The organism is Limnohabitans sp., from assembly GCF_040401495.1.
GTDB lineage: Bacteria > Pseudomonadota > Gammaproteobacteria > Burkholderiales > Burkholderiaceae_C > Limnohabitans.
Genome location: NZ_JBBAOI010000005.1, coordinates 108,147 through 124,053 on the forward strand (window position 1 = coordinate 108,147; position 15,907 = coordinate 124,053).

The following is a 15,907-nucleotide window of genomic DNA, read 5'->3' on the forward strand; positions in this document are numbered from 1 at the left end:
TGTTCATGCAAAGCAGTTTAGCCAGCCGCATAGTCTTGGACAAAAAAGATTTGGTTAAAATCGCCGACCCTCTACCCACCCCACTGAAAAAACGGAGCTCCCATGGCCAATTCCCAGCAAATGGCCAGTGCAATTCGTGCACTGGCAATGGACGCTGTCCAGCAAGCCAACTCCGGTCACCCCGGCGCGCCCATGGGCATGGCCGATATCGCGGTCGCTTTGTGGGGCGAGCACCTGAAACACAATCCGCAGCACCCGCATTGGCCTGACCGCGACCGCTTTGTGCTCTCCAACGGTCACGGCTCCATGCTGATTTACGCGCTGTTGCACCTCACCGGCTACAACTTGCCCATGAGCGAGTTGAAAAACTTCCGCCAGTTGCACAGCAAAACCGCCGGCCACCCCGAGGTGGGCATTACCCCTGGCGTGGAAACCACTACCGGCCCCTTGGGCCAAGGCATCACCAATGCGGTGGGCATGGCGCTGGCTGAAAAGCTATTGGCCTCAGAGTTCAACCGCCGCAGCCACGCCATCGTCGACCACCACACCTATGTGTTCATGGGCGACGGTTGCATGATGGAAGGCATTAGCCACGAGGCCTGCGCCTTGGCGGGTGCTTGGAAGCTGAACAAACTCATCGCCTTGTATGACGACAACGGCATCTCGATTGACGGCAAGGTTACGCCTTGGTTCATTGATGACACTCCCGCTCGCTTCAAAGCCTATGGCTGGAGTGTCATCAGCGTGGACGGCCATGATGTGCAAGCAGTCAGCCGCGCTATTGCTACAGCCAAGCACAGCGCCGACAAGCCCACTTTGATTGCCTGCAAAACCCATATCGGTCAAGGCAGCCCGAATCGCGTGGACACCGCCAAAGCGCACGGCGAACCTTTGGGCGCAGAAGAGATTGCGCTCACCCGCGCAGCCATTGGCTGGCACCATGCACCCTTTGTGGTTCCCCCCGAGGTGTATGACGACTGGAACGCCAAAGACAAGGGCGCACAAGCCGAAGAACACTGGAACCACCAGTTCACTGCCTACGCTGCTGCGCACCCCGAATTGGCCGTGGAATTTAAGCGCCGCATGGCTGGCGACTTGCCAAAAAACTTCCACCAAACCGTGGTCGACGCGGTGGTTGCCGCCAACACCAAGGCTGAAACCGTGGCCAGCCGCAAGGCCAGCCAATTGGCTTTGGAGGCATTTACCGCTGCCATCCCCGAGTTGCTGGGCGGCAGCGCTGACCTGACAGGCTCCAACCTGACCAATACCAAGTCCACGCCCAATATGCGTTTTGACTTGGCAGGCGATGTTGCCAAAGACGAGCACGGCCACGGCGGTCGTCACATCAATTACGGCGTGCGCGAGTTTGGCATGGCCGCCATCATGAATGGCATCACCCTGCATGGCGGCTTTATCCCCTACGGCGGCACCTTCCTCACCTTCAGCGACTATTCACGCAACGCCATCCGCATGGCCGCCCTCATGAAGCAGCGTGTGGTGCATGTGTTCACCCACGACTCCATCGGTTTGGGCGAAGACGGCCCCACCCACCAGTCCATCGAACATGCAGCCTCTTTGCGTTTGATCCCTGGCTTGGATGTATGGCGACCAGCGGACACCGCAGAAACCACGGTTGCGTGGGCTGTGGCTTTGCAAAATGACAGCCGCCCCACCGCCTTGTTGCTCAGCCGCCAAAACCTGCCCTACTTGCCCAAAGGTGACAGCGCCGCCAAAGACGCCAGCGGCTTGGACGCCATCAACAAAGGCGCCTATGTGCTGGCCGAACCCTCTGAAGTGGGCATGAACAAAAAAGCCCAAGCGGTCATCATCGCTACGGGTTCTGAAGTGCAACTCGCCATGAAAGCACAAGCCTTGCTCGCCGAACACAAAGTGGCGGTGCGCGTGGTCTCCATGCCCAGCACCACCACCTTTGATCGCCAAAGCGTGGCCTACAAATCAGCCGTGTTGCCCAAAGGCATCCCCCGCATCGCGGTGGAAATGGGTTCCACCGATGGTTGGTGGAAATACGGCGTGTCCGCCGTGGTCGGCATCGACACCTACGGCGAAAGCGCACCCGCGCCTGTGCTGTTTGAGCACTTTGGCTTCACGCCCAAGAACGTGGCTGACACGGTGTTGAAGGTGCTGCAAAGCTAAACCCATTGACTCGAAAGTGCGAAATAACGCACCCCCCTTTTAAAACATGAATTAAGAAAGAGACAGATCATGGCCATCAAAGTAGGCATCAACGGATTTGGACGCATCGGTCGCATGGTGTTTCGCGCCGCAGTGCAAAACTTCAACGACATTGAAATCGTTGGCATCAACGACTTGCTAGAACCCGACTACTTGGCCTATATGCTCAAGTACGACAGCGTGCATGGCCGCTTCAAAGGCGATGTGTCGATTGAGGGCAATACCTTGGTGGTGAACGGCAAAAAAATCCGTTTGACTGCTGAGCGCGACCCAGCCAATTTGAAGTGGAACGAAGTCGGTGCCGATGTGGTCATCGAGTCCACCGGCCTCTTTTTGGACAAAGCCACCGCCGAAAAGCATTTGGCCGCTGGCGCTAAAAAGGTGCTGCTGTCTGCGCCCAGCAAAGACGACACGCCCATGTTTGTGTATGGCGTCAACCATGCCAGCTACGCGGGACAAACCATTGTGTCCAATGCCTCTTGCACCACCAACTGCTTGGCCCCTGTGGCCAAGGTGCTCAACGACAAATGGGGCATCAAGCGTGGTTTGATGACCACGGTGCACGCGGCTACCGCCACCCAAAAAACCGTCGACAGCCCCTCCAACAAAGACTGGCGCGGCGGCCGCGGCATTTTGGAAAACATCATCCCCTCCAGCACGGGTGCGGCCAAAGCCGTGGGTGTGGTCATTCCTGCTTTGAACAAAAAACTCACCGGCATGTCCTTTCGTGTGCCCACCTCCGATGTATCGGTGGTTGACTTGACCGTGGAACTCGAAAAGCCCGCCACCTATGCCGAGATCTGCGCCGAAATGAAAGCGCAGAGCCTTGGCGCATTGAAGGGCGTGCTGGGATACACCGAAGACAAAGTCGTGGCCAGCGACTTTCGTGGCGAGCCCTGCACCAGCGTGTTTGACGCCGACGCTGGCATCGCTTTGGACAGCACCTTTGTGAAGGTCGTGTCTTGGTACGACAACGAATGGGGCTACTCCAACAAGTGCTTGGAGATGGTGCGCGTCATCGCCAAGTGAGCCTGCCCACCTTTGACGATGTGCAAGCCGCCGCAAAACGGCTTGCCGGTGTGGCCCACCGCACGCCTGTGCTGCAGTCGTCCACCCTCAACCAAGAGTTGGAGGCCGAGGTTTTTTTCAAGTGCGAAAACCTCCAGCGCATGGGCGCATTCAAATTCCGCGGTGCTTTCAATGCGCTGTCGCAATTCACCCCCGCACAGCGACAAGCGGGTGTGGTCACGTATTCTTCGGGCAACCACGCCCAAGCCATTGCCTTGTCGGCGCAAATTCTGGGATTGCCTGCCACCATTGTCATGCCCCATGACGCGGTACCCCTGAAGTTGGCCGCCACCCTGGGCTATGGCGCAAAAGTGGTGGATTACGACCGTTACACCGAAGACGCCCAAGACATTGCCCAAGGCTTTTGTGAGCGTGATGGCATGGTGTTTATTCCGCCTTTCGACCATGCCGATGTGCTCAGCGGTCAAGGCACGGCAGCGTTGGAGCTGCTGCAAGACACCGGCCCTTTGGACAGCTTGTGGGTGTGTTTAGGTGGGGGTGGTTTGCTCAGCGGCAGCTTGCTGTCAGCCCATGCGTTGTCGCCGGGTTGCGCGGTGTTTGGCGTCGAGCCTGAGGCGGGCAACGATGTGCAGCAGTCTCTCGCCAAGGGTGAGCGTGTGCGCATTGCCACTCCGAAAACCATTGCCGATGGTGCGCAGTCGCCGCAGGTTGGCGTCATCACGTTTGAGATCATCCGCCGTCTGGTCAAAGCGGTGCATACCGTCAGCGACACCCAGTTGGTGGCGTGCATGCGTTGGTATGCCGAACGCATGAAGCTGGTAGTCGAACCCACCGGTTGCTTATCCTTGGCAGCGCTGTTACAGGCGGCTCCTCAAGTGCGTGGCCAACGCATCGGCGTCATCATCAGCGGCGGCAATATCGACAGCCAACGCATGGCGCAACTCTTGAACGGCTAACATCTTGTCTCTATGTCTTCCGTCATCGAACAATTTCAAGCGCAAATAAACCACGCTGTTGCCCAAGGGCAAACACTGCGCATTCAAGGCGGCAACAGCAAACACTTTTACGCCCAAGCCGCGCACAGCGACGCGGTGTTGGACACCTGTGCGCACAGCGGCATCGTCAGCTACGAGCCCAGCGAGTTGGTGGTCACCGTGCGCTGCGGCACGCCTTTGGCGGAGCTGGAAGCCGTGTTGGCCGAGCAAGGCCAATGCTTGGCGTTTGAGCCGCCTCACTTTTCCCCCAATGGACACAGTACCGCCACTGTCGGCGGCATGGTCGCTTGTGGCTTGGCGGGGCCGGCCCGTGCAGTGGCTGGCGGCGTGCGTGACCATGTGCTGGGCGTGCAAATGCTCAACGGCAAAGGCGAATGGCTCACCTTTGGTGGTCAGGTGATGAAAAACGTGGCCGGCTACGACGTGTCGCGTGTGCTGGCCGGCAGCATGGGTACCTTGGGTGTGATCACCGATGTGTCGCTCAAAGTCTTGCCCCAAGCACCTGCCGAAGTCACGCTGGCTTGCCATGTGCCGCAGGCAGACGCCTTGGTATTGCTGCACCGTTGGGGCGCACAACCCCTGCCACTAAATGCCAGTTGCTGGGTGCATGACACCACGGCACATCCCGTGCAAGAGATGCTGTTTGTGCGCTTGCGTGGCGCGGTGGCGGCGGTGGATGCCGCCGTGCCGCGCATGTGTGCTGATGTCCTTGCTTTGGGCGGGCAGGCCGCTGCCATGGCCCAGACACAGGCCTTGGCCGATTGGTCGGCGTGCCGCGATCAACGCCTGCCTTTTTTCACGCCTCCTGCGCCAGAGATGGCGCTGTGGCGCTTGAGCCTGCCGCAAACCGCGCCGGTGCTGGACCTGCCCTATTCACAGCTGATCGAATGGCACGGCGGTTTGCGTTGGTTGTGGGCGCCACTTTCAGCCGAGCCTGAACTGCGCGCACTTGCCGCCCAAGCGGGAGCGCACGCCACCTTGTTTCGCGCACCGCAAAGCTCGGTGGGCGAGATGCCCCCTGTGTTCTCGCCCCTGCCTGCCGCGCAACAACGCATCCAACGCGCCTTGCAACAACAATTTGACCCGCACGGTGTGTTCAACACCGCTCGACTGGGTCTGAGCTGACCACCATGCAAACCACCCTCGCCCCCGAATACCAACACACCGCCGACGGCCAAGAGGCCGAAGCGATTTTGCGCAAATGTGTGCACTGCGGTTTTTGCACAGCCACCTGCCCCACCTACCAGTTGCTGGGCGACGAGTTGGATGGGCCGCGTGGGCGCATCTACCTCATCAAACAAGTGCTCGAAGGCGTCGCGCCCACGCGTGACACGCAGCTGCATTTGGACCGTTGCCTGACCTGCCGCAACTGTGAAACCACCTGCCCCAGCGGCGTGCAGTACGGGCATTTGGTCGACATTGGCCGCAAGTTGGTGGACGAGAAAGTGCCTCGCCCTGCATCCGAGCAAGCCGTGCGTTGGGCCTTGAAAGAGGGCCTGTCCTCGTCCTTGTTTGCACCCGCCATGAAGCTGGGCCAAAGCGTGCGGGCTTTGTTGCCAAGCGCACTCAAAGCCAAGGTGCCTGAAGGCCGCAGCGCGGGTGCGTGGCCCACACGCACCCATGCACGCAAGGTATTGATGCTTGCGGGTTGTGTGCAGCCCGCCATGAGCCCCAACATCAACAGCGCCACCGCGCGGGTGCTCGATGCGTGTGGCATTCAAACCGTGGTCGAGCCGCTCGCTGGTTGCTGCGGCGGCGTGAAGTTCCATTTGAACGACCAAGATGCGGCCCATGTCCAAATGAAGAACAACATTGACGCTTGGTGGCCGCATGTGGCCCAAGGCGTGGAGGCGATTGTGATGAACGCCTCGGGTTGTGGCGTGACGGTGAAAGACTATGGCCATATTTTTCGCCACGATGCGGCGTATGCCGACAAAGCGGCCCGCATCAGCGAGCTGACCAAAGACCTGAGCGAGTTGCTGCCCCACTTGATGCCGAGCTTGCAGCAGCGCATTCAGCCTGAAAAAGCCCAAGCCCAAGGGCAACTCGCGTTTCACCCGCCGTGCACTTTGCAGCACGGCCAGCAACTCAAAGGCGGCGTGGAGACCCACATGAGCAGCTTGGGTTTTAAGGTGCGTGTGGCCAGCGTTGATGCGCATTTGTGCTGCGGCTCAGCGGGCACCTACAGCGTGTTGCAACCCACCATTGCCACCCAGCTGCGTGACCGCAAGCTGGGCAACTTGAGCGAGATGCAGCCCAGCGCTATTTTGAGCGCCAACATTGGCTGCATCACCCATTTGCAAAGCGGCACCCAAGTGCCGGTGCGGCATTGGGTGGAGATGGTGGACGCGGTGTTGTAGCGCTTAGCGTAAAGCCAACCTTCAAGTGATGAGGACGCCTTAAGCTTCTTGGGCCAAACGTTGTAAAAACGTCGCCGAGGTCAGGAGCTGCTCTTCAATCAAAGCGCACAGCTTGAAGCGGTCAAAAGGCTTGACCATCAAAGCATTGATGCCCGCATGCAGGCCGCGCAAATGGTCTTGGGCGTTGACATTGGCGGTGAGCAAAATCACGGGCACTTGTTGCATGGGTGGTTTCATGTGCTGACGGATATGCGCAGTGGCCTCGATCCCGTCCATCTCGGGCATGACCATGTCCATCAAGACCAAATCAAAACGTTCGCGGCGCAAACAAGCCAAGGCTTCTTCGCCTTGGCTGGCCTGACACAGATAGGCCTTGGGCCATTGCGCCTGCACGATATTGCACGCCAGCAAGCGGTTAACCGGATGGTCATCGACGACCAAAAACCGCAGTCGCATGTCTTGCCAATGTCGGTTGCTTTGTGCCGAGTCCAAGGCAGGCATGGGTGCTGGGGCCTCAAGCAAGGGCAAGCGCACCCAAAACATTGAGCCTTGGCCCAGTTGACTCTCTACCCCCATGGTGCCGCCTAAGCGGTGTACCAGTTGGTGGCAAATCGATAAACCCAAACCGTTGCCGCCGTACAAGCTGGCAGTTTGCACATTGGCTTGCTCAAAGCGTTCAAAAATTTTCTCGATACGGTCAGCGGCCACGCCAATGCCGGAGTCTTGCACCTCAAACATCAGCGATGCACCTTCGCGTCGCACCCGCAGGCTCACCGACCCCTTGTGCGTGAACTTAACGGCGTTGCCCAACAGATTCACCAATATTTGCGTCAAGCGGTGCCGGTCGGTGATGATGGTGATGGGCACATCGTCGGCTACACGCAAGCGGTAATCGATGTCCATGCTGTCGACTTTTTGCTCGAACAGTTTGAAGGCGCTGGTGACGGTAGTGCGCAGCTCAAAAGGCTCGGGGTTGATATTGAGATGTCCCATTTGCATTTGGGAAAAATCCAGCACATCGTTGATCACCGTCAGCAAGTGTTCGCCGGCCTGGTGTGAAAGCTTCACCAACGATAAAGCCTGGGGGTTGTTTTTCAAGGAACCCACCAGCAAATCGTTGAAACCTAAAATCGCATTCAATGGCGTACGCAATTCATGGCTGAGGGTAGAGATGAAGGAGTTTTTGAAGTTTTGCGAACGCAGCAAATCAGCCTGTAGCTTCAACAACTCTTGCTCATGGGCATGGGTGCGCTCAAGGGTGTTTTGAAACACCCGTTCAGACAACAGCGGCAAGCCCAGCATGATCAAGCAATTCATCAAGTAACTCAGACCGCTGTAGAGGTGAATAGCGCTGCTGGTGGTAAAGCTCTGCGGGAACAAGCCTTCGGCGGTGGCCCACCAAACACCTGCATAGCAAAGCAAGGAAACGATAAACCACGCCACCGCATGGGCCACACCGATGGCAAAAAGAGGCAGTAAAGGCAGCAATGCAAACCAGGCCATAGCTACTGAAAACATGCCGCCAGAATGGAAAGCCTCGTTGAGCAAATGCAAACTGCTGATCACCAAACCGATGTGTACCGCGACACTCACTGGCAAGCCAATGATGGCCGCTCCATTCAACACTAAAAATGCGCAAGCCGTGAGGCGCAAAGTTGTCTGCGAGGCCTCGTTGGGGCTGAGCAAAGACAGCAGCAACAGACCCGCAGAAATAGCCCACACGATGATCAAAAAAGGGCCTATGTGGGTGGTGCGAAATTTTTCAGGCAACCAAGCGGGCAGGACGATGTCCCACCACGTTGATTTGAAATTGGCGTCTTGTTTAGGCGACATGATCGACTTTGGCGTTCATGGCGGCATGCACCAAGCTGTTGACGGTGGCAGCCAAGCTAAGCTTGTCCATCGGTTTGGGCAAGACCTCATTCATCCCCGCTTCCAAACACAGTTGACGGTCTTGTGCGTGGGTGCTGGCGGTCAAGCCAATCACGGGAATATGGCAGATGGGTTCGTGCAACTGCTGGCGTATGGCTTGGCACGCTTGCGGGCCAGTCATGCCAGGCATGAACATATCCATCAACACCACATCGAAAGGCGACTGCTGGAGCAACTTAAGGCACTCAGTACCACTGGCGGTGTCAACAATGTGAGCCTGTGGCCAAATGCTTTGGCACACATAGCGTGCTACTTGCAGATTCACTGGGTTGTCGTCCACCACCAAGATGCGCAGCGCATAGTTACTTAGATCGGGCGCATGGGTGCTGAGTGCGTGTGAAGCAGGCGCTGAGCAGGCCACCAAAGGCACACGAAACCAAAACCTTGAACCTTGACCCAGCCTGCTTTCTAGGCCTATGCTGCCGCCAAACAATGCCACCAATTGCTTAGAGATAGCCAAGCCTAAACCGGTGCCGCCAAACTGGCGCAACGTGGCTTGGTCAGCATGCTCAAAACGCTTGAAGATGTGCTCTTGCAACGCTTCTGGGATGCCGCCGCCGCTGTCAATGACCTCAAACAGCAACTCATTTTCCTCCCGCGTCAAGCTTAGCCGCACCTCGCCTTGGGCGGTGAACTTGAAAGCGTTGTCAAGCAAATGGCACAGTACTTCTTTCAAGCGAGCAGCATCCAAGCTGACCCAGTCGGGAATGCTGGGGTCGAGTTCGGTGACCAAGCTGACTGCACTGTGCGGTGCAGGCGTGAAGTTGGCGCGACATTGCGCCAATGCATCGGACACCCGAACAGGTGCAGGGTTGAGCACCAAGCGACCGGCTTGGAGTTGGGAAAAATCCAAAATCTGGTTGACTAACTTCAGCAGCTTGTCAGTGGACTGGCGAATCAGCCGCACCGTTTCCAGCTCCTGCGGTCCAAGGTGCATGTTTTCAAGCAACACATCGTTGAAACCCAAAATAGCGTTCATCGGCGTGCGCAACTCATGACCGACCGCAGCTACAAATTCGTCTTTGTAGCCCTCTGATTTCAGCAAAGCCTGTCGGCTGCTCTCGAGTTCAAAGTTTCTTTCCTTCAGACGGATCAGTTGCTTTTTGTTTAAAACATAATAAAACACCGGTACCCAAAAAACATTGGCCGCTACACACATCAGTGAAATCGCCGCCCAATTGAGATGTTGTTCTTGGTAAGCGAAATCGCTGGGTAAAAAGCCAAAAAGTGTCAAGGCAAACAAGCTGCCAATGGCGCTCATCACCAACGCCAACCAAATAAAGGTTTCTTTGAAACCCATCAAGATCAAGCAGGGCAGGGCCAAAATGCCCAGCCACAGAATTTGCGGCGAGGCCAAACCACCGGTGTTCATACATGTGATGTAAATCAGGGAGAAGCACACCGCCAGCAAAGCGTGGGTGACCACTGCCACGGGCCAGTTGCGCCAGATATAGAAAGTGCTGATCAAGCACAGCAAGGCCATGCTCAGCAAACTGAGCGGAACTTGTTCAAAAGGGCCAGCAAGAAAGCAAAAGCCACCAATCGTCAGCAAGGCTACGCAGATATATCCGCGCAAAATAAAATGCCGCTGACTCGATAAATCATCGGGCCAGTGTCGGGCAAAAAATCCAGCCAAAGCATGCATGTCTGCATGATAACGATGGCCAGGGCAATTTAAAACCTAAAGTATTGCTCAGTATTTACAAAAAAGAGCTAAATAGCTAAAGCTTGTGCAATAGCTTGGCTGATTGAAGCCGGGGTGTCCATGGAGCCGTAACGTTTGACGGTCGTGCCGTTTTTGGCAATCAAAAATTTGGTGAAGTTCCATTTGATGCCTTCGCTGCCCAGCACGCCTGGCGCCTGGGTTTTAAGCCATTGGTACAGCGGATGCGCTTGAGCGCCATTGACTTCGGTTTTGGCCATCATGGGAAAAGACACGCCATAGTTTTTTTGGCAAAAAGTGCCGATTTCTTCATTGCTGCCAGGGTCTTGGCTGCCAAACTGGTTGCAGGGAAAGCCCAGCACCACCAAGCCTTGGTCGGCATAGTCTTGGTGCAGTTTTTCAAGTCCCGCAAACTGCGGCGTGAAGCCACAGGCACTGGCGGTGTTGACGATTAACAGCACTTTGCCTTGGTAGGCGCTCAGAGCCACGCTTTGGCCGTCGATGGTTTGCGCTTCAAAGTCATAAACAGATGCCATAGGTGTTCTCCGCGTATTAAGAGAAGCATTGTCGCTAATCTGGCTGTTTCTTGCTGGGCCAAGCCGCCAACGCCGCTGCCAGCACAATCAGCAAGCCGCCCACCAACTTGCGGGTACTCAACTCGGACGCGCCCAGCGCCACCGATGAAAGCGTGGCGAACACAATTTCCGACAACATCACCAAGGCCGTGGTGCTGGCAGCCAAACGTGCCGCCCCAAACTGCAAACTCAGGTTGGAGGCCAGCAGCAGCACTGCCAAACCCAAGGCATAGGGCCACCAAGTGGCGTCTTGCGGCCACACCACTAAACCAGACGGTGCACCCGCCAGTGCGGCCAAAGCGGTCAAGGCCATGCCTCCGCCAAACATGCCCGCCATGCGATCGGCCTCAGGCAGGTGAGAAAGCTTTTTCAGCATGGCATTGTTCAGGGCAAAACTGGCCCCGCCTAAAAGCGCCAGATAGTCCATGGCTGACGCGGGCCAAGGCCAGGCCATCTCGGGTGTTTTCAGCACCAGCGCCACACCGCACAAAGCCAGCGCCAAGCGCAGCAGCGACCAGCGCGTGGGGCGCTCATTCAACAGCAACCAAGCAAACAACACCGACCAAGCGGGCATGGTGTAGAACAACAGTACCACCCGGACCACATCGCCCAAGGTGACGGCCCAATTAAAGCCCAAATTGGTCAAGCCCGAGCCCAAAAACAGCCACCACAACGCGGGGTGCTTTACCATGCCGCGCCACGTGCGGGGACGCAGCACCGTGATGCAAACACAAGCGAAGCCGTACATGAAAGCGGTGGCCCACAAAGGGTGTAGGCCTAGCATCTGCATCTTGCGCAAAGGCCACCAACTCAGACCAAACACCAAGGCGTTGAACAGCAGACCCAGCACCGGCCCCCAAGTGGTGGTCATGGGTTCAATGCGAAGGGTCTTGGCGGGCGATGTCGAGCAAGCGCTCAACCTCGTGTGCGTGGTGCTTGCAGTTGCTTTGGTGCCAGCGCTGTATCAGCCACATATTGCCCGCCACAATAACGCCAAAACAAACAATGGCGTTAAACGGGCTCAAGCCCAGCGCAGAGGCTAGCGCATAAAGCCCGCCTAGCGCCAAGATACAGGCTTGCTCATTGAAGTTTTGCACTGCGATGGAGCGTCCTGCCCCCATCAGATTGTGACCGCGGTGTTGTAACAAGGCGTTCATGGGCACCACCAAAAACCCACCCAAACCACCCAGCAAGATGAAAAAAGGTGCAGCAACCCAAACGTTATCGATGAAATTCATCACCAGCACCAGCAAGCCCATGGCAATGCCTAAAAACATCAAACGAGGGGCATCGGTCAAGCGTGTTCGCATAGACGCCACTATCGCCCCCACAGCGGTGCCAATGGCGATGACGCCGACCAAGGATGACGCTTGCGTGGTGGTGTAGCCCAAGGCAACCGCGCTCCATGCCAGCACGATGTAGCGCAAATTGCCACTTGCGCCCCAAAATAAAGTCGTGGTTGCCAGAGAAATTTGCCCTAATTTGTCACGCCACAAGCGTTGGTTGCATCGCCAAAAATCGGGTACCAAGGCCAGCAAGTGGTAGGCCAAAGAATACTGCTGATGGGCCTTGAGCGGGATCAGGGCTACGCCAGTATCGGGAATGCGGGTGTTGAACCAAGCCGCTAGGGCGTATATGAAAACCAAAACACAAATAGCAGCCTCTGGCGAGGTGTCGATAGGGGTATCAATCAGTGGGAAATCAAAGCTCAGCAAAAAGCCTGCGATGTGCGGCCCGACCAATTGACCGCCCAGCAACACGCCCAAGATGATGGAGGCAATGGTCAGGCCCTCTATCCAGCCATTGGCTTTGACCAGCAAAGAAGGCGGCAACAGTTCGGTCAGGATGCCGTATTTGGCAGGCGAATACGCGGCAGCACCCAAGCCCACGATGGCGTAGGACAGCAGGGGGTGTGAGCCAAACAGCATCATCAAACAACCCAGCACCTTGATGCCGTTGCTCATGAACATGACCTGCCCCTTGGGGCGCGAGTCAGCAAAAGCGCCTACAAAAGGCGCCAGCACCACATAAAACAAGGCAAACATGGGCACCAAAGCGGCGCCTTGCCACTCGCCGCCGCCGCCTGCTTTGATCAACTCGACAGCCGCCACAAACAAGGCGTTGTCCGCCAGCGAGCTGAAAAATTGCGCCGCCATGATGGTGTAAAAACCGCGCTTCATAAGGACAGAGGAGAGTAGGTGAGGCGGTTCAAGAAAGAGTGCATGAAAGGAGAAACAGGGGCGAAAGCCCTGAGTGCTTGTGAGTTATATCATGCCGTTTGCGCTTATCTGAGCCTGCGACAATTGCCCCCATGCCTCGCCCTCTACATGCCGTTATTCACCCCCAAGCTCTGCAAAGCAACCTAGCTCGGGTGCGGCTTGCCGCAGCAGACGCCCGTGTTTGGGCGGTGGTCAAAGCCAATGCGTATGGTCATGGTGTGGCGCGGGTTTTTGAAGGCTTGCGCGGAGCCGATGGTTTTGCGGTGCTGGATTTGACCGAAGCACAAATTTTGCGTGATATGGGCTGGCGCGGCCCGCTGTTGTTGCTCGAAGGCGTGTTTGAGCCGCGCGATTTGGAGCTGTGTTCCCGTTTAGACCTGTGGCATGTGGTGCATAACGAAGTGCAAATCGATATGCTGAGCCGCCACAAAACCCAAGCGCCGCAGCGTGTATTTTTGAAAATGAACACGGGCATGAACCGCTTGGGCTTTGCGCCAGAGCGGTTTCGATCGGCTTGGGTGCGTTTGAACGCATTACCTCAGGTGGATGAAATTACCCTGATGACCCATTTCGCCCATGCCGATGACGACTTAGGCGTGAGCGAGCAACTGCAGGTGTTTCAGCACACCAGCCATGACCTTCAAGGTGAGCGCAGTTTGGCCAACAGCGCCGCTGTGTTGCGCCACGGCAGCGATGCAGTGGTGTTGGGTGATTGGGTGCGCCCAGGCATTGCGCTTTATGGCAGCGCGCCCGACCATCCCTTGCACAATGCTGCGCATTGGGGCTTGCTGCCAGCCATGAGTTTGCGTAGCCAACTCATCAGCGTGCAAGACTTAAAGGTGGGCGACGAAGTGGGTTATGGCGGCGTCTTCAAAGCGCCTCATGCCATGCGCATCGGCGTGGTGGCCTGTGGTTATGCCGATGGCTACCCCCGCCATGCGCCCAGTGGCACACCGGTGTTGGTTGGTGGCGTGCGCTGTTCAACGGTTGGGCGTGTCAGCATGGACATGTTGTGTGTAGAACTCTCAAGCGCACCCCAAGCCACGCTTGGCAGCGATGTCACTTTGTGGGGCAAAGCCAGCACCGGCGAGGTGCTCAGCATTGACGAGGTGGCTTTTGCTGCAGGCACTGTGGGCTATGAACTCATGTGTGCCTTAGCACCACGTGTGCCTGTCTCTCAAGAAAATTAATCATGGTCAAATTCAGATAAATAGGGCGGGTAAACGATGGTTAGATGTTGGGCAGACTGGATTTACATTGCTTGTACCAATTTGTTTCAGTTGTTCCCCCCTATGGAGAATTCAGGCATGCTGTCAATGTTCAAACCCACACTCAAAGCGGTCGCACTGGCCACCATGGTTCTGACGGGCGCTGCTGCGTTCGCCCAAAATTACGGCAAACCCCAAGTGGTAGTGGCACCCTCGGCATTCAAAGGCCCCAATGGTTTGACCATTGACAGCCAAGGCCGCTTACTGGTGGGCAGCGTGGTGGGCGCATCCATCACCCAAGTCGATATTAAGACCGGCAAAGGCACGAACTTGATCGCCTCGCCCGAGGGACAAGCCGACGACATCGCCATTGGTCCCAAAGGCGAAATGGCCTACACCTCTTTCTTGCAAGGCATCGTGCGCATCCGCGACAACGACAGCGCCCCCATTCGCATGTTGGCCAAAGACCTGCCCGGCATCAACTCGTTGGCATTCGACCAAAAAACTGGCAAGCTCTACGCCAGCCAAGTGTTCTTGGGCGACGCCTTGTGGGAAATCGATGTGTCTGGTGTTGCCGCGCCGCGTCTCATCAAAAAAGACATGGGAGGCTTGAACGGTTTTGAGGTTGGCGCCGATGGTTGGATCATGGGGCCATTGTGGTTCAAGGGACAAATCGTCAAGATCAACCCCGCCGATGGCGAGATGAAAGTCGTCAACAGCGAATTCAAAACACCCGCTGCGGCCAACTACGACAGCAAGGGAAATATTTGGGCAATCGACACCAAAGTGGGTGAGCTCTATCGCATCAACCCTGCTGACGGCAAACGCACCAAGGTGGCTCAACTCTCCACCGGCTTAGACAACTTGGCGCTGGACAAAGACGACAATATCTTTGTCAGCAACATGGTCGACAACGGCGTGCAAAAGGTGGACGCCAAGTCAGGCAAAGTCACGCAAATCACCAAAGGCGGTATGTCCGCACCTGGGGGCATCAAGCTGTCTGAAGACGGCAAAACCTTGTACGTGGCCCACTTGTTTGGCTTCCGTGCGGTGGACACCGCCACCGGTGCTTTGACTGATATCGGTCGTATGCAAGGCGATGTATTGGAATACCCATTTGCTGTGGGTTTGTCCAAAGACAACTACATTCTTTCCAGCTGGTTCACTGGCACCGTGCAGGTGATGAGCCGCAAAGACAAGAGCACCAAAGCCATTGCACATGGCTTGGGCGCACCCATGGATGCGGTCGAGATGCCTGATGGCAGCGTGCTGGTGTTGGAGTTGGCCGCTGGATCGGTTACGCAACTCAGCGGTAAAGATTTGCATGACAAAAAACAAGTGGTCACCGGCTTGCAAGGCCCCACTCAAATGATCATTGGCAAAGACGGCGCCTTGTACATCACCGAGTTGGCAGGTCGTTTGATTCGCGTGAACCCCGCCGATTGGAGCCAAAAAACCATCGCCGAAGGCTTGGCCGCACCCGAGGGTCTTGCGCAAACGCCTGCTGGCAAATTCATCGTAGCCGAAACCAAAACCCGTACCTTGACCGAGGTGGATCCTGCTAACGGTGCCAAGCGTGTGATTGCGTCGGATTTGCCGATTGGCTTTGAAGGCGGCCCTGGCTTGCCACCCCCTTACTTGACCACTGGTGTGGCTGTTGCAGCTGATGGCACGGTGTACTTCAGCGCGGACCGCGACAGCGGTATTTACAAAATCAAACCCAACTGAGTTTG

General features: G+C 56.7%; 12 protein-coding genes. 7 read left to right on the forward strand and 5 right to left on the reverse strand.

All coding sequences use genetic code 11. From position 1 onward, the window contains the following. Window positions 1-102: 102 nt before the first annotated feature. The 5 genes from tkt (at window position 103) to glcF (ending at window position 6,577) form a co-directional block, all read left to right on the forward strand. Window positions 103-2,154: a transketolase gene (gene tkt / locus AC9UEO_RS05595; RefSeq protein WP_509530854.1), complete on the forward strand. Its 2,052-nt coding sequence runs from the start codon at window positions 103-105 to the stop codon at window positions 2,152-2,154. Between the two features lie 69 nt (window positions 2,155-2,223). After that, window positions 2,224-3,222 carry a type I glyceraldehyde-3-phosphate dehydrogenase gene (gene gap / locus AC9UEO_RS05600; RefSeq protein ID WP_509530856.1) on the forward strand — a complete coding sequence of 333 codons (999 nt, stop codon included), beginning with the start codon at window positions 2,224-2,226 and terminating at the stop codon, window positions 3,220-3,222. Further along, entirely contained in the window at window positions 3,171-4,178 is a 1,008-nt protein-coding gene (locus tag AC9UEO_RS05605; protein WP_509530858.1) for a threo-3-hydroxy-L-aspartate ammonia-lyase, read from the forward strand. The genes gap and AC9UEO_RS05605 overlap by 52 nt, the downstream gene beginning before the upstream one ends. 12 nt (window positions 4,179-4,190) lie before the next feature. After that, window positions 4,191-5,342, forward strand: a complete 1,152-nt coding sequence (gene glcE, locus AC9UEO_RS05610; RefSeq protein WP_509530860.1) for a glycolate oxidase subunit GlcE — start codon at window positions 4,191-4,193, stop codon at window positions 5,340-5,342. A 5-nt stretch (window positions 5,343-5,347) separates the two neighbouring features. Continuing rightward, window positions 5,348-6,577 carry a glycolate oxidase subunit GlcF gene (glcF, locus tag AC9UEO_RS05615; RefSeq protein WP_509530862.1) on the forward strand — a complete coding sequence of 410 codons (1,230 nt, stop codon included), beginning with the start codon at window positions 5,348-5,350 and terminating at the stop codon, window positions 6,575-6,577. A gap of 39 nt (window positions 6,578-6,616) precedes the next feature. Here glcF and AC9UEO_RS05620 read toward each other — a convergent pair whose 3' ends face one another. The 5 genes from AC9UEO_RS05620 to lplT all read right to left on the reverse strand — a co-directional run bounded on the left by AC9UEO_RS05620 (window position 6,617) and on the right by lplT (window position 12,927). Beyond that, window positions 6,617-8,410: an ATP-binding protein gene (locus AC9UEO_RS05620; RefSeq protein ID WP_509530864.1), complete on the reverse strand. Its 1,794-nt coding sequence runs from the start codon at window positions 8,408-8,410 to the stop codon at window positions 6,617-6,619. Continuing rightward, on the reverse strand, window positions 8,400-10,154 hold the full coding sequence (locus tag AC9UEO_RS05625; protein WP_509530866.1) for a hybrid sensor histidine kinase/response regulator: 1,755 nt from the start codon (window positions 10,152-10,154) through the stop codon (window positions 8,400-8,402). Before AC9UEO_RS05625 ends, AC9UEO_RS05620 begins: the two co-directional genes overlap by 11 nt. A 68-nt stretch (window positions 10,155-10,222) precedes the next feature. Continuing rightward, on the reverse strand, window positions 10,223-10,708 hold the full coding sequence (locus tag AC9UEO_RS05630) for a glutathione peroxidase (protein WP_509530868.1): 486 nt from the start codon (window positions 10,706-10,708) through the stop codon (window positions 10,223-10,225). Between the two features lie 34 nt (window positions 10,709-10,742). Continuing rightward, the gene (locus tag AC9UEO_RS05635) at window positions 10,743-11,618 is read right to left on the reverse strand and encodes a DMT family transporter (RefSeq protein ID WP_509530870.1); all 876 of its coding nucleotides are present in this window, start codon (window positions 11,616-11,618) and stop codon (window positions 10,743-10,745) included. 4 nt (window positions 11,619-11,622) lie between these two features. Next, entirely contained in the window at window positions 11,623-12,927 is a 1,305-nt protein-coding gene (gene lplT, locus AC9UEO_RS05640) for a lysophospholipid transporter LplT (protein ID WP_509530872.1), read from the reverse strand. Between the two features lie 131 nt (window positions 12,928-13,058). Between lplT and alr the strand changes: the two genes are divergently transcribed. Then, window positions 13,059-14,156, forward strand: coding sequence for an alanine racemase (gene alr / locus AC9UEO_RS05645; RefSeq protein ID WP_509530874.1), 1,098 nt, complete (start codon window positions 13,059-13,061; stop codon window positions 14,154-14,156). Between the two features lie 117 nt (window positions 14,157-14,273). Next, window positions 14,274-15,902, forward strand: coding sequence for a Vgb family protein (locus AC9UEO_RS05650; RefSeq protein WP_509530876.1), 1,629 nt, complete (start codon window positions 14,274-14,276; stop codon window positions 15,900-15,902). Window positions 15,903-15,907: the final 5 nt, after the last annotated feature.

Bases quoted from the DNA above. Each gene is read 5' to 3' on its own strand.
- tkt (WP_509530854.1), top strand. From the start codon at position 103: ATGGCCAATTCCCAGCAAATGGCCAGTGCAATTCGTGCACTGGCAATG.
- gap (WP_509530856.1), top strand. From the start codon at position 2,224: ATGGCCATCAAAGTAGGCATCAACGGATTTGGACGCATCGGTCGCATG.
- AC9UEO_RS05605 (WP_509530858.1), top strand. From the start codon at position 3,171: ATGGGGCTACTCCAACAAGTGCTTGGAGATGGTGCGCGTCATCGCCAA.
- glcE (WP_509530860.1), top strand. From the start codon at position 4,191: ATGTCTTCCGTCATCGAACAATTTCAAGCGCAAATAAACCACGCTGTT.
- glcF (WP_509530862.1), top strand. From the start codon at position 5,348: ATGCAAACCACCCTCGCCCCCGAATACCAACACACCGCCGACGGCCAA.
- AC9UEO_RS05620 (WP_509530864.1), bottom strand. From the start codon at position 8,410: ATGTCGCCTAAACAAGACGCCAATTTCAAATCAACGTGGTGGGACATC.
- AC9UEO_RS05625 (WP_509530866.1), bottom strand. From the start codon at position 10,154: ATGCATGCTTTGGCTGGATTTTTTGCCCGACACTGGCCCGATGATTTA.
- AC9UEO_RS05630 (WP_509530868.1), bottom strand. From the start codon at position 10,708: ATGGCATCTGTTTATGACTTTGAAGCGCAAACCATCGACGGCCAAAGC.
- AC9UEO_RS05635 (WP_509530870.1), bottom strand. From the start codon at position 11,618: ATGACCACCACTTGGGGGCCGGTGCTGGGTCTGCTGTTCAACGCCTTG.
- lplT (WP_509530872.1), bottom strand. From the start codon at position 12,927: ATGAAGCGCGGTTTTTACACCATCATGGCGGCGCAATTTTTCAGCTCG.
- alr (WP_509530874.1), top strand. From the start codon at position 13,059: ATGCCTCGCCCTCTACATGCCGTTATTCACCCCCAAGCTCTGCAAAGC.
- AC9UEO_RS05650 (WP_509530876.1), top strand. From the start codon at position 14,274: ATGCTGTCAATGTTCAAACCCACACTCAAAGCGGTCGCACTGGCCACC.